The sequence below is a fragment of the Streptomyces sp. NPDC006197 genome (assembly GCF_040613865.1).
Lineage (GTDB): Bacteria > Actinomycetota > Actinomycetes > Streptomycetales > Streptomycetaceae > Streptomyces.
Genome location: NZ_JBEXSZ010000200.1, coordinates 1 through 13,200 on the forward strand (window position 1 = coordinate 1; position 13,200 = coordinate 13,200).

Genomic DNA, 13,200 nt, shown 5'->3' on the forward strand with positions numbered 1-13,200 from the left:
GCCGGCCGGGGTGAGCGTCCCCTCGTACGCCTCGGACGCCAGGTGCAACACCCGCGGGCTCACCCGGCTCGGGGAGTACGCCCTGAAGGGCATGACCCGCCCGTCACCTCCGAACCGCCGGCGCCCACCCCTCCGCCGCCTCCGAAGCCCAGCCCCAGGCCGACGCCCAAGCCCACGCCGAAGCCCACGCCGTCCCCGAAGCCCACGCCCGAGCCGGCGCCCACCCGCGAGAAGCCCAGCCCGAAGCCCTCCCCCGAGCCCGCGCCGACCGTCTACCAGGTCAGCGAGCTGCGGTACGGGACCTTCGGCGACGGCACCGAGCCCGAGGTGTCCCTCTCGGACAGCAGCTGGATGTGGCAGCGCGACGGCCTGTCCATCGGCGGCACGCGGTACGCGCACGGGGTGAGCGTCCACGCGCCGTCCTCGCTGCTCATCGACCTCAACCGGCAGTGCACGAGTTACGACGCGATCGTCGGCGTCGACGACCTGAGCGCCCAGCTCGGCGTCGGCGGCGTCCGCTTCTCCGTCTACGGGGACGGGGCGCGGCTCTGGCGCTCCCGGGTCGTCCAGGCGGGCGACCCACCGGTCCCGGTGCACGTCGACCTCTCCGGCCTCTCCACGATCCGGCTCGTGGTGGAGGAGCACACGCCGTTCGGCCGGGCCGCGGTCGCCGACTGGGCGGAGTCCCGGATCAGCTGCTCCTGACGCCCGTCCCGGCGCCCGGCCGGGCGGGTGCGAAGGGTTCGACGAGGTCGAGGACCTCGTCGAGGCCGAGGCCCGCGCCGGCCGCGCGGGCCGCCGCCAGGCCCGCCGCGTCGAGCTCGACGAGCGCCCGGGCCGTCACGGACTCGACGTCCTTCAGTTCGGGGACCGAGCGGGGCGTGTCCCGGCGCCAGTGGTCGACGGCGGCCAGGACCCGTACGGCGAGATCGGCTTCGCCCGCCTCGGCCAGGGTGACGGCGAGCCCCTCTCCCAGGCCGGTGGTGATGAAGTCCGCGCACTGCGCGTCCCGCGCGGTGCGGAGCGCGGTGACGGCCGTGGCGACGGCGGCGGCGCCCCTGCCCTCGTACGCCTCGACGCGGGCGGCGATTCCGGTCACCGCCGCCTCGAAGTGCGGGGGCGGGGTGCCGAGCGCGACCGTGCGGCCCGCCTCCTCCAGGTGGGCGCGGGCCTCCGTGATGTCACGGCGGTGGAGGGCGAAGGCGGCGCGGAGGAAGCACACGTACGTCTGGCTGTCCCGTACGTGGTAGCGGTCGGCCTCCCGCGCGGCCTGGCCGAGGATCCGCTCGGCGGTCTCCAGGTCGCCGGTGCGGTAGGACAGTTCGGCCAGGCGGGCGAGGAGGAAGGGGGCCTCGGCGTGGGCGCCGACCTCGCGGGCGAGACCGAGGGCCTCCTCGTACGCCTCGCCCGCCTCCGCGTGCCGGCCCCGCATCGTGTACGACTCGGCCGCCGCGCTCGCGATCTGGGCCCCCATCCAGCGGTCGCCGACGCGTCGGGCGATGTCGCGGAGTTCGGCCAGGGCCTCGTCGACCCCGGGCATGCCGCCGGGCATGTCGACGGCCATGTGCGTGCGGAACATGAGGCTGACGCCGAGCTCCCAGTCGCCGCCGTGGCGGCGGCAGTTGTCGACGGCGGTGTCGAGGAGGACGCGGATCACGGCCGGTTCCTCGGTGAGGTACGCGGTGAAGGGCCAGAGCAGGCCGGGGAAGCGGGCTGCCTCGGGGCCGGGGTCCGTACCGAACGCGTCGCGGACGCGCCGGACGAGCGCGCGGGTCTCCGGTTCCTGGAAGTCGCCCATCGTGTGGCTCTCGACCGCGAGGAAGAAGTGCAGCATGCGCAGGTGCATGCGGGGCCAGTGGCGGGGGTCGGCGGGGTCGGACGGGTCCTCGCCGAGGGCGAGCGCGCGCTCGACCCAGGCCAGGCCTTCGGGGCGGTAGTTCCGCAGCCACCAGAACCAGCCCATGGCGAAGACGAGCCGGAGGGCGGCGGCCTCGTCGGAGGGGGGTCTCCCCTGCTCGAGCGGGGCCGAGAGCTTGGGGGAGGTGGCGAGGGTGCGGTGGAGGGCGGCGCGGATGTTGTCGAGGTCGCGCTCGATGCGGTCGATCCAGGGGAGCTGCTCCGCCGAGCGGAGCCGGGGCTCGGCGGTCTCGGCGAGGGCGGTGAAGTGGGCGGTGTGGGTGGCTTCGGCGGCGGCGAGCAGCTCGGGGTCCTCGGCGGCGCGCTCGGTGGCGTACTCGTGGATGGTCTCCAGGAGCCGGTAGCGCATCTCGCCGTCCTCGGTGGGGGTGGCGACGACGAGGGACTTGTCGACCAGGGCGCCCAGGGAGTCGGCGGCGTGCGGGGAGAGGGCCTCGGCGGCGGCCAGGTCCCAGCCTCCGGCGAAGACCGACACCTGGCGGAGCAGGGTGCGCTCGGCCGGGTCGAGGAGGTCCCAGGACCAGTCGACGACGGCGCGGAGGGTCTGCTGGCGGGGCAGGACGGTCCGCGAGCCGGAGGTGAGGAGGAGGAACCGGTCGTCGAGGCGGTCGGCTATCTGGCGCGGGGTGAGGAGGCGGAGCCGGGCGGCGGCCAGTTCGATGGCGAGGGGCAGGCCGTCGAGGCGGCGGCAGATCTCGTCGACGGCCTCGCCGCCGTCCCGGGCGAGGTCGAAGGAGGGGCGCACGGCGCGGGCCCGCTCGGCGAAGAGGCGGTGGGCGGGGTCGGGCGGGAGGGGCTCGACGGGGCGGACGGACTCGCCGGGGACGCCGAGGGGTTCCCGGCTGGTGGCGAGGACGCGCAGCTGCGGGCAGTGGGTGAGCAGGGTCTCGGCGAGGGCGGCGGCCGCGTCGATGACGTGCTCGCAGTTGTCGAGGACGAGGAGCAGCGGGCGGCGGGCCAGGTGCTCGACGAGGTGGGCGGTGGGGTCGTCCTGGAGCTGCGCTCCCTCGCGGGTGATCAGGTTGACCTCGCGGAGGCGGAGCGCGGAGAGGACGGCGCCGGGGACGGCGTGGGGGTCGTCGAGCGGGGCGAGTTCGGCGATCCAGGCGGCGGGGCCGGCGGCGCGGAGCGCGGCCTCCTCGGCGAGCCGCGTCTTGCCGGAGCCGCCGGGTCCGGTGAGCGTGACGAGCCGGGAGCGGGTCAGGTCCGCGTGGAGGGCGTCGAGTTCGGGCTCGCGGCCGACGAAGGAGGTGAGGCGGGGCCGGATGTTGCCGGCTTCGGCGGTTCGTTCCGGGGCGGGGGGTGCCGGGGACTCGGGGGCGGCCGGGGGCTGGACCGGGGTCGGGGCCGGGGCCGGGGCTCCGGTGAGGAGTTCCTGGTGGAGGGCGGTGAGCTCGGGTCCCGGGTCGGCGCCGAGGGCGTCCGCGAGGGTGCGGCGGGCCGTCTCGTACGCGGTGAGGGCGTCGGCGTGGCGGCCCTCGGCCCGCAGGGCGCGGATGAGATGGGCGCGGAAGGCCTCGTCGTACGGGTACGTGGTGGTGAGCTCGGTCAGCTCCGGTACGAGTCCGTCGGTGGCGCCCCGGCGCAGATCGGCCTCGACGCGCTGCCGGAGCGCCGCGAGCCGCTGCGCCTCGGGCCGGACGCCCGCCGGGTCGGGCAGGTCGGCGAGGGCGGGGCCGCGGAAGAGGCCGAGGGCCTCGCGGAGGAGGGCGGCGGCGGTGTCGGGGTCGCCGGTGTCGAGGCGGGCGGCGCCGTCCCTGGCCCGGCGCTGGAAGACGTACAGGTCGATGTCGTCGGGACCGGCGACGAGGCGGTAGCCGGGGCCGGGGGTGGAGGCGACGGCCTCCCGGCCGAGGATCCGGCGGAGGCGGCCGACGAGGGCCTGGAGGGCGGCGGGGGCGTCCTGCGGCGGGTCGTCGCCGTACACGTCGTCGGCGAGCTCGCCGACGGAGACGGCCCGTCCGCCGCGCAGCGCGAGTGCGGCGAGCAGCGCGCGCAGCCGGGCACCGCCGAGGGGCAGCGGGGTGCCGTCGGGCCGAAGGGCCTCGGTGGTGCCGAGGATGAGATACCGCACCGACCCATTGTGTCGGGCGGGCATGACGTGCGCCTCGGGGTTTACCCCGGTGGGTCCCTCAGAAGGCGCCGGTGTCCAGCTCGAGGCCGAGGGCGTGGGGAAGCGGAACGACCGTCCCCAGCTTGTGGATGGGCTTGTGGGCGAAGTCGTCCCCGACGGGCTCGGAGCAGACGACGGCCTCTCCTGCCTCGCGGTCGATGAGGAGGTGGAGCGGGATGCCCGCGCGGGTGTGGGCCCGGATCTTCTGGACGCGGTCGCGGCGCGCGGTCGAGGAGGTCACCTCGGCGACGAGGAGGACGGGGTCGGGGGCGTGCCACTCCTGCTGGTCGTCGAAGCTGCCCTTGGGCGCGATGACGAGGTCGGGGACGGGCGGAGCCTCACGCCGGCAGCGACCGCCTGGAGGCCGGGATCAGCGGACCCTGGGCCGCGCGGGGGGCTCGGGGGGCCGTGGTGTCCGTCCAGCAGGAGCCCCGGCGGGCGAGGAGGCGGCGGAGCCAGAGTTCGGTGGAGACGAGGTCGGCGAGGCCGTCGAGGGGGACGGGGGCGCCGTCGGCCGCCGCGCGCAGCGCCTTGCGGACGACGCGGGCCTCGATCAGGCCCGCGTCCGCGAGGAGCGGCGCGTCGAAGAGGGCGAGGAGCTGCGGGAGCGCGACGCGCAGGCCCGCGCGCGTGGCGGCGGCCGGGACGGCCGGGTGGGGGGCGCCCCAGCCGGCGGGGACGTCGTGGACGCCGGCGCCGGAGAGGACCGTGCGCAGGACGCCGGCCCGGGCGTCCGGCTGGACCCGGAGCGATTCGGGGAGGTCGCGGCAGGCCCGTACGACCTGGTTGTCGAGGAAGGGGGCGTGGAGGCGTTGGCCCCGGATCTCGGCGGCCTGTTCCAGGACCCGGTGGTCGGCCGCCGCGCGGACGAGAGCGGCACGCGCGCGTGCCTCGCCGGGGCGCTGGACGGCGGCCGGGAGCGTCGCCGCCCGGTTCAGGCGAACCGATACTTCAGCCAGCGCCTCACCCGTCAGCCAGCGCGCCGCCGGGCCCGGCCGCGACCAGGCGAGGGCGGAGAGCGAGGCCTCCAGGGGGCCGAAGCCGTCCGGGGCCGTGCGGTTCGCCTCCAGGACCCGCCGGGCCGCCGTCTCCAGACCCGTCCGGTACGGGGTGCGGGCCAGCTTCCGCGCCGCCCGGTAGACGGTCAGCGGCACCAGGAACGCTCCCGCCGACGACCCCGAGGCCTTGGCGAGCGCCGTCACCGGGCGCACCAGGGAGCGGCGCCTGCGGTCCATCAGGAGGTCGGCGAGGCGCGCCGGGTGCGCGTCCAGGACCTGCTTGGCGCCCATGCCGGTGAAGTGGTCGGCGCTGCCGCCGGCGAGGCGTCTGCGGTGCCGTTCCGCCGTGACCAGCGCGGGGCCCGGCTCGTCCGTGAGCGGACCGTCCAGGGCGGCGTACGGGAGGGCCTCCTCGCCGCCCGCGACGACGACGTGGTGCAGGCGGGGGTCGGCGGCGATCGCGCGGGCCCGTTCCAGCTCCGCCGTGCGGCGCGCGCCGGCCCGGGTCGCCAGGTCGTTGAAGGTGACGGCGAGCAGCCGCTCCCCCGCGCCCGTGCCCTGGCCGGTGATCGTGCCCGGCACCCCCGGGAGGCCCGCGGCGAGCAGGGCGAGCGTGCCGGAGGCGCTGCCGCCGGACAGGTCGGCGCCGATGCCGGGCGCGGGGCCCGCGCCCCGGGCGGCGCGCCGGTCGGCGGGGCCCATGCCGGGGACGGGGCCCGGGTCGGGGAGCGGCGCCTCGGGGGCGTGCCGGGGGGCGGTGAGCCGGGCGCGTACGGCCTCGACGAGGGCGTCCCGTACTCCTTCGACGGCCTGCCGGGGGTCGGCCTCGGGCGCCGCGACGGCGAGCGAGGCCACCTGCTCGTAGCCGGTGATCTCGCGCGAGCCCTCCCGCAGGATCAGCGCGTGGCCCGGCGGCACCCTTCGCACGCCCTCGTACGGGGTGGAGTCGCGCAGCGCCTCCGGGGTCTCGGGGCAGGCGAGCAGGGCGGCGAGGTGGCCGATGTCGAGCTGGGCCTCGACGAGGTCGGCGAGCGGCAGGGCGGCGGTGGCGTACGCGGTGCCGCCCGCCCACGGGGTGTGGAACACCGGCCGGGCGCCCGCGAGGTCACCGGTGACGGTGACGCGGCGGCCGGCCTTCACGACGGCGGTGTAGCTGCCGGGCCAGGCGGTCAGGTGCCGCAGCGCGCCTCCGCGCGCGGTGAGCAGCCCGATCCGCAGCTCCTCGTCGCTCGCGGCGCAGCAGCCGAGGACGGCGAGGCGGGTGTGGTCGTCGACGGCCACCACGCGGACCTCGTCGGGGCGCCAGTCGCCGACCGCCCAGAGCGGATCGGGGTCGCCCCACAGGAGTTGTGCGCCCACCGGTTGCACCGTGCGCCCCTCGGCCGCGGGGCCGGTGCCGGAGCCGTACGGGGAGTCGGGGTCGTATCCGGGGTCGTACGGGGAGCCGGAGGCGGGTCCGGAGCCGTACGGGGAGCCGGGGGCGCGGCCGGAGCCGTACGCGTCGTGCACCGTCCCCGCTCGGCCCGCCGCGGTCGTTGCGAAGCTCGCGGCGACACTGCTCCAGCCCACCAGCCATCGCATCGGCGCCTCCACATCCGTTTCGGTGGAGGACATGCTGCCATGACAACGGCGCACGGGGCGGGGTCCGGGTGCACGCGCGCGAAAGGCGAATGCGCCCCTGGCATGGGCCAGTTGACCTTCGGCAGGACACCGGCGTCATTCGGCCAAATATCGACCCCCGGTGGATGTTTCCAAGGGTGTCCGGGCACAAGGCCGGTCACCGGCTGTCCGGGAGGCGCTTCCGCCTCCCGGCGCCGTCCGCCGCCCGCGGGGAATGGGCGGCGGTGTCCCCCAGCCCACTGGTCCGGGACACCGTCCCCGGCCGAGCGGGCCGACCCACGCGATATTCATGGAAGCGCTCCCCCGCCGGCCGGACGAGAGCGCACGGCCGGGCGCACGACCACACGGCGGGGGCACGAGCCGCTCCGCCGGGCCGGTCCGTCGCACGTTCACACAACAATCTCGCCATACGGAACACCGCCCCTTAACGGTGGGGATGCGGCGAACTACGCTGTGTTTACGAATGCCGCACGCCTATGCCCGGCGTCGTGGCGGCCGTCTGGGTTGTCGAGGGGTGGCGTCATGTCCAGGGAGCAACGCGGGCCGAACGAAAAGCTCGGCACGGTTCTCGCCCTCGCGGGAATCAGCAACGCCGGGCTCGCCCGGCGCGTCAACGACCTCGGCGCACAGCGGGGCCTGACGCTTCGTTACGACAAGACCTCGGTCGCCCGGTGGGTGTCCAAGGGCATGGTGCCGCAGGGCGCCGCCCCGCACCTGATCGCCGCCGCGATCGGGCAGAAGCTGGGCCGGCCCGTGCCGCTGCACGAGATCGGCCTCGCGGACGCCGACCCGGCGCCCGAGGTCGGGCTCGCCTTCCCGCGCGACGTCGGCGAGGCGGTCCGCTCGGCCACCGACCTGTACCGGCTGGATCTCGCCGGACGACGGGCCGGCGGGGGCGGCATCTGGCAGTCGCTCGCCGGGTCCTTCTCGGTCAGCGCGTACGCGACGCCCGCCTCCCGCTGGCTGATAACCCCCGCCGACCCGTCGGTGGAGCGCGAGGCCCCCCGCCCCGGCGCGGGCACCGGCCTCGCCGCGGCGGGCACGGCGGCCGCGGAGCACGCGCGCGTGGGCCACAGCGACGTCGCCAAGCTCCGCGAGGCCGCCGAGGACGCGCGGCGCTGGGACTCCAAGTACGGCGGCGGGGACTGGCGTTCGTCGATGGTGCCCGAGTGCTTACGCGTGGACGCGGCCCCGCTGCTGCTCGGCTCGTACTCGGACGAGGTCGGCCGGAACCTGTTCGGCGCGACGGCCGAGCTCACCCGGCTCGCCGGCTGGATGGCCTTCGACACCGGGCAGCAGGAGGCCGCCCAGCGCTACTACATCCAGGCCCTGCGGCTCGCCCGCGCCGCCGCCGACGTGCCCCTCGGCGGATACGTCCTCGCCTCCATGTCCCTCCAGGCCACCTACCGGGGCTTCGCCGACGAGGGCGTCGACCTCGCCCAGGCCGCGCTCGAACGGAACCGGGGGCTCGCCACCGCCCGCACCATGTCCTTCTTCCGGCTCGTCGAGGCCCGCGCGCACGCCAAGGCCGGCGACGGGGCCGCCGCCGCGGCCGCGCTCAAGTCCGCCGAGGGCTGGCTCGAACGCTCGCGGGAGGGCGACGCCGACCCGACCTGGCTCGGCTTCTACTCGTACGACCGGTTCTGCGCCGACGCCGCCGAGTGCTACCGGGACCTGCGGATGCCGCGCGAGGTGCGGCGCTTCACCGAGCAGGCGCTGTCCCGGCCGACGGAGGAGTTCGTCCGCTCGCACGGGCTGCGGCTCGTCGTCTCCGCCGTCGCCGAACTGGAGTCGGGCAACCTGGACGCGGCCTGCGCGGCGGGCACGCGCGCGGTGGAGGTGGCGGGGCGGATCTCCTCGGCGCGGACCACCGAGTACGTACGGGATCTGCTGCACCGGCTCGAACCGTACGGGGACGAGCCGCGCGTCATGGAACTCCGCGAGCGGGCCCGGCCGCTGCTCGTCGCTCCGGCGTGAGGGGTCGAGCGGGTGCGGAGCGGCGCGCCGGAGTGACGCGCGTCCCACGAGGTGGGCGTTTAGCCGCGTTGTCAGTGGGCCAGTGCACTATCGGGGACGGGAGGTGGCGCTGGTGTTTGACTGTGACGTGCTGGTGATCGGCGGCGGGATCGTCGGTCTGTCGACGGCGTACGCCCTGACGCGCGCCGCCCCCGGCACCCGGGTCACGGTCCTGGAGAAGGAGCACGCCCTCGCGCGCCACCAGACCGGGCGCAACAGCGGGGTGATCCACAGCGGGATCTACTACCGCCCCGGGTCGCTCAAGGCGCGGTTCGCGGTCCAGGGCGCGGCCGAAATGGTCAAGTTCTGTGCGGAGTGGGGCATTCCGCACGAGGTGACGGGAAAGCTGATCGTCGCCACCACGCGCGACGAGCTGCCCCGGCTGCACGCGCTCGTGCAGCGCGGCAGGGAGAACGGCATCCCCGTGCGCGAGCTCGGCCCGGCGCAGATCAGCGAGTACGAGCCGCGGGTGCGGGGCCTCGCCGCGATCCACGTCGGCACGACCGGCATCTGCGACTACGGGAAGGTGACGGAGCGGCTCGCCGAGTCCTCCGGAGCCCGCATCCTGTACGGCGCGGAGGTCGCCCTCGTCGACCGGCGGCCGTTCGGCGTGGCCGTGCGGACCGCCGACGGGCGCGTGGTGCGGGCGAAGGTCCTGGTGAACTGCGCGGGACTCCACTGCGACCGGATCGCCCGGCTCGCCGGCGACGACCCCGGCATGCGGATCGTCCCCTTCCGAGGGGAGTACTACGAGCTCGCGGACCCCTCGCTCGTGCGGGGCCTCGTCTACCCGGTGCCGGACCCCGCCTTCCCCTTCCTCGGGGTGCACCTCACCCGGGGCATCGACGGCGGCGTCCACATCGGGCCGAACGCCGTCCCGGCCCTCGCGAAGGAGGGATACGGCTGGTCCGTGGTCCGCCCGCGCGAACTGGGCGCCACCCTGGCGTGGCCCGGCTCCTGGGCGATCGCCCGCGAGCACTGGCGGTACGGGGCGGGCGAACTGCACCGGTCGCTCTCGAAGCGGGCCTTCACCGAGGCCGTGCGGCGACTGCTGCCGATCGTCGAGGAGTCCGACCTGCGACGGGCCGCGCCGGGGGTGCGGGCGCAGGCGGTGCTGCGGGACGGGACGCTCGTCGACGACTTCCTGATCCGCGAGGCGCCCCGGACGGTCCACGTCCTGAACGCGCCTTCGCCCGCGGCCACGGCTTCGCTGCCCATCGGCCGCGAGGTGGCGGCCCGGGCCCTGGCCCGGCTGTAGCCCACCCGGCTGCAGCCCGCCGGGCTCCTCGGGCGCGGAGGCTCTTCCGCCGTCCCCGCCGTAGAATCGGCCGCATTGTGTCTGAGCAGATTGAGAACGGCCCGCAGCCCGTCGCCGACCCCGGACAGCCCGCCGCCCGGCGGGGCAGTCGGATGTTCGCCCCCGGCGAGGGGCCCATGCCCGATCCCGCCGGGGCCCACCACGAGCGGCGGATCCGCAGTTTCCAGCCGCGCCGCAGCCGTGTCACGTACGGGCAGGCCGAGGCCATGCTGAAGCGGTGGCCCGACTGGGGGCTCGACATCGACGGCAAGCGGGTCCTCGACCTGGGCGAGATGTTCGGCGGGCTTCCGGTCGTCCTGGAGATCGGCTTCGGCATGGGCGAGGCCACGGCCCAGATGGCGGCCGCCGATCCCGGAACCGGGATCCTCGCCGTGGACGTGCACACCCCGGGCCAGGGCAATCTGCTCGGCCTCGCCGACCGGAACGGCCTGACCAACGTCCGGGTCGCCAACGGCGACGCGGTCATCCTGCTCCGCGAGATGCTCCCCGACGCGTCCCTCGACGGCTGCCGGGTCTACTTCCCGGACCCGTGGCCCAAGGCGCGCCACCACAAGCGGCGGCTGATCCAGCCCGAGTTCCTCAGCCTCCTGGCGCCGCGGATGAAGCCCGGGGCCGTGCTGCACTGCGCCACGGACTGGGAGGAGTACGCCGAGCAGATGCTCGAGGTGCTCTCCGCGCATCCGGACTACGAGAACACGCAGGCCGACGGCGGCTACGCGCCCCGCCCCGACTTCCGGCCCCTCACCCGCTTCGAGGGGCAGGGGCTCGACAAGGGGCACGTCGTGCACGACCTTCTCTTCCGGAGGAAGTGACCCCCGCGGCCCCCGGGACGCATATACCCGTCGCCGGTGTCGGTGCGGGTCGTTAGGGTCGCTCACGTGTCGAACTCCGCCACCGGCGCCCCGCCGGACGCCGCTCCCGTCCCGCACCGGGACACCGAGGAGCCGGCTTTCCCCGCCGCCGCCGACCGATCCCAGTGGCGCTACCGGCCCCGCCGGGCCTTCTGGCGCAGCCGGCTGGTCCGTGCGGTCACCGTCGTGACGCTGCTCGCGCTCTGCGCCCTGGTCATCCTGGCGCTGGTCCGCGAGCAGACCGGCACGCAGGGCTTCCTCGTGGGTCTGGGCCTCGCCGTGCTTCCCGTACCGCTGCTGATGTCGGCGTTCCGCTGGCTCGACCGGGTCGAGCCGGGGCCCTGGAAGAACATGCTGTTCGCCTTCGCCTGGGGTGCCTTCGCCGCCGCGCTCGTCGCGATCCTGGCGAACTCCTTCGCGGTCCGCTGGATCGCGACGGCCACCGCGGACCCGGACTCGGCGGACACGCTCGGCGCCACGGTGGTCGCGCCGGTGGTGGAGGAGAGCGCGAAGGCGGCGGCGATCCTGCTGCTGTTCCTGTTCCGCAGGAGGGACTTCGGCGGTCTCGTCGACGGGGTCGTGGTCGCCGGTTTCACCGCGACCGGCTTCGCCTTCACCGAGAACATCCTCTATCTGGGGAACGCCTTCGGCGAGGACCAGGAGTTCGGTTCCTCGGGGCTCGGTTCGGTGACCGCCGCGACCTTCTTCGTACGGGCCGTGATGTCGCCGTTCGCGCATCCGCTGTTCACCGTGCTCACCGGCATCGGTTTCGGCTTCGCCGCCCTGGCACCGCGCGGGAAGCGGCTGCGCCGGGTGCTGCTGCCCCTGGCGGGGCTGCTGCTCGCCATGGGCCTGCACGCCACCTGGAACGGCTCGGCCACCTTCGGCGGCCCGCTGGCCTTCTACGCGGTGTACGGGGCGCTCATGGTCCCGGCCTTCGGTCTGCTGACCTGGCTGGCGGTGTGGAGCCGGCAGCGCGAGCTGCGCACGATATCCGGGGTGCTCCCGGCGTACGCGGCGGCCGGCTGGCTCGCGCCCGCCGAGCCGCTCGCGCTGTCCTCGATGCGCGCCCGGCAGGTGGCCCGTTCGTTCGCCGCCCGGACGTACGGGCCGCCGGCCGCGCGGGCGGTCGGCGAGTACGAGTCCTTCGCGACGACGCTCGCGTTCCTGCGGGACCGGGCCCGGCGCGGCACGGCGGGGCCCGACTTCCCGGCCCGGGAGCAGGAGCTGCTGCACCATCTGTGGCAGCGCCGCGAGGTCGCCTCCCCTGCCCTCACGTACGCGGCCCGGGCGACGGGCCGGGCCTGGGCGCCGCCGCAGTACCTGGACTACGACGGCTACAACCCGTACCGGAGCTGAGTCAGGCCGAGGCCTCCGTGAGGAGGGTCAGCTCGGCCTCCGTGAGGGTGAGGTCGGCGGCCGCGACCAGGGCGGGGAGCTGGTCGACCGTGCGGGCCGAGGCGATCGGCGCGGCGACGGTCGGGCGGGAGGCGAGCCAGGCGAGGGCGACGGTGGCGGGTTCGGTCCCGTGTGCCGCGGCGACCGTGTCGAGCGCGGCGAGCACGGCCCGGCCCCGCTCGGTGGCCAGGTGCTTGGCGGCGCCGGCGGAGCGGGCGCTGTCGACGTCGGCGCCGGGGCGGTACTTGCCGGTGAGGAAGCCGGCCGCGAGCCCGTAGTACGGGACGGCGGAGAGCCCGGCGTGCTCGACGGTCTCCAGGAGCGGGCCCTCGTAGGTGTCGCGCGAGACCAGGTTGTAGTGCGGCTGGAGGGCGACGTACCGGGCGAGGCCCTCGGCCTCGGCGAAGTCGAGGGAGGCGCGCAGCCGCTCGGGGGAGATGTTGGAGGCGGCGACGGCGCGCACCTTGCCGTCCTTCACCAGCTGGTCGAGGGCGGTGACGATCTCCTCGACGGGGACGGACTCGTCGTCGAAGTGCGTGTAGTAGAGGTCGATGTGGTCGGTGCCGAGGCGGCGCAGCGACTCCTCGGCGGCCGCCTTGATGGTGGGGGCGGAGAGTCCCTTGAAGCGGGGGTGGGCGCCGACCTTGGTGGCGACGACGATGTCGGAGCGGTTGCCGCGGGAGGCGAGCCAGCGGCCGATGACGGTCTCGGACTCGCCGCCCTCGTTGCCCTCGGCCCAGGCGGAGTAGACGTCGGCGGAGTCGACGAAGTTGCCGCCGGCGGCGGCGTAGGCGTCGAGGACGGCGAAGGACTGTGCTTCGTCGGCGGTCCAGCCGAAGACGTTGCCGCCCAGGGCCATGGGGAAGACGTGCAGGTCGGAGGTGCCCAGTCGGCGGAGGGAGGTCATGCGTGGATCAACCGCTCCCGCCGCCGGGCCTATTCCGTGCGAGCCCCGGAGGTCAGAGGCTC

7 protein-coding genes and 2 pseudogenes are annotated in these 13,200 nt (G+C 75.6%); 5 read left to right on the top strand and 4 right to left on the bottom strand.

The window, feature by feature from the left end; genetic code table 11:
- Window positions 1-105: 105 nt before the first annotated feature.
- Window positions 106-705: pseudogene (locus ABZ318_RS36515) on the top strand (NPCBM/NEW2 domain-containing protein); the annotation flags it as partial.
- Here the strand turns inward: ABZ318_RS36515 and ABZ318_RS36520 are convergent.
- The 3 genes and pseudogenes from ABZ318_RS36520 to ABZ318_RS36530 all read right to left on the bottom strand — a co-directional run bounded on the left by ABZ318_RS36520 (window position 692) and on the right by ABZ318_RS36530 (window position 6,609).
- A complete protein-coding gene (locus tag ABZ318_RS36520; RefSeq protein ID WP_356906737.1) occupies window positions 692-3,991 on the bottom strand; it encodes a BTAD domain-containing putative transcriptional regulator in 3,300 nt (1,099 codons plus the stop codon). The pseudogene ABZ318_RS36515 and the gene ABZ318_RS36520 overlap by 14 nt on opposite strands.
- Before the next feature lie 58 nt (window positions 3,992-4,049).
- Window positions 4,050-4,358 (bottom strand): annotated as a pseudogene (locus ABZ318_RS36525) (Uma2 family endonuclease); the annotation flags it as partial.
- A gap of 10 nt (window positions 4,359-4,368) precedes the next feature.
- Window positions 4,369-6,609, bottom strand: a complete 2,241-nt coding sequence (locus ABZ318_RS36530) for an asparagine synthase-related protein (RefSeq protein WP_356906743.1) — start codon at window positions 6,607-6,609, stop codon at window positions 4,369-4,371.
- Window positions 6,610-7,170: 561 nt separating this feature from the next.
- Here ABZ318_RS36530 and ABZ318_RS36535 point away from each other — a divergent pair.
- From ABZ318_RS36535 to ABZ318_RS36550, 4 genes are all read left to right on the top strand, one after another.
- A complete protein-coding gene (locus ABZ318_RS36535) occupies window positions 7,171-8,625 on the top strand; it encodes an MFS transporter (RefSeq protein ID WP_356906738.1) in 1,455 nt (484 codons plus the stop codon).
- Window positions 8,626-8,737: 112 nt separating this feature from the next.
- Window positions 8,738-9,922: an L-2-hydroxyglutarate oxidase gene (gene lhgO / locus ABZ318_RS36540; RefSeq protein ID WP_356906739.1), complete on the top strand. Its 1,185-nt coding sequence runs from the start codon at window positions 8,738-8,740 to the stop codon at window positions 9,920-9,922.
- A gap of 152 nt (window positions 9,923-10,074) precedes the next feature.
- Window positions 10,075-10,794 (top strand): tRNA (guanosine(46)-N7)-methyltransferase TrmB, encoded by a 720-nt coding sequence (trmB, locus tag ABZ318_RS36545; protein ID WP_356906744.1) that lies wholly within the window; start codon window positions 10,075-10,077, stop codon window positions 10,792-10,794.
- A gap of 66 nt (window positions 10,795-10,860) precedes the next feature.
- Complete coding sequence (locus ABZ318_RS36550; RefSeq protein WP_356906740.1) at window positions 10,861-12,192, top strand: PrsW family intramembrane metalloprotease; 1,332 nt, start codon at window positions 10,861-10,863, stop codon at window positions 12,190-12,192.
- A gap of 1 nt (window position 12,193) precedes the next feature.
- On the opposite strand, the gene ABZ318_RS36555 is transcribed toward ABZ318_RS36550, so the two are convergent.
- Window positions 12,194-13,138: an aldo/keto reductase gene (locus tag ABZ318_RS36555; protein WP_356906742.1), complete on the bottom strand. Its 945-nt coding sequence runs from the start codon at window positions 13,136-13,138 to the stop codon at window positions 12,194-12,196.
- Window positions 13,139-13,200 lie beyond the last annotated feature (62 nt).

Excerpts from the sequence above, each read along its gene's own strand:
- ABZ318_RS36555 (WP_356906742.1), bottom strand. The coding sequence starts at position 13,138 with ATGACCTCCCTCCGCCGACTGGGCACCTCCGACCTGCACGTCTTCCCC.
- ABZ318_RS36530 (WP_356906743.1), bottom strand. The coding sequence starts at position 6,609 with ATGCGATGGCTGGTGGGCTGGAGCAGTGTCGCCGCGAGCTTCGCAACG.
- trmB (WP_356906744.1), top strand. The coding sequence starts at position 10,075 with ATGTTCGCCCCCGGCGAGGGGCCCATGCCCGATCCCGCCGGGGCCCAC.
- ABZ318_RS36535 (WP_356906738.1), top strand. The coding sequence starts at position 7,171 with ATGTCCAGGGAGCAACGCGGGCCGAACGAAAAGCTCGGCACGGTTCTC.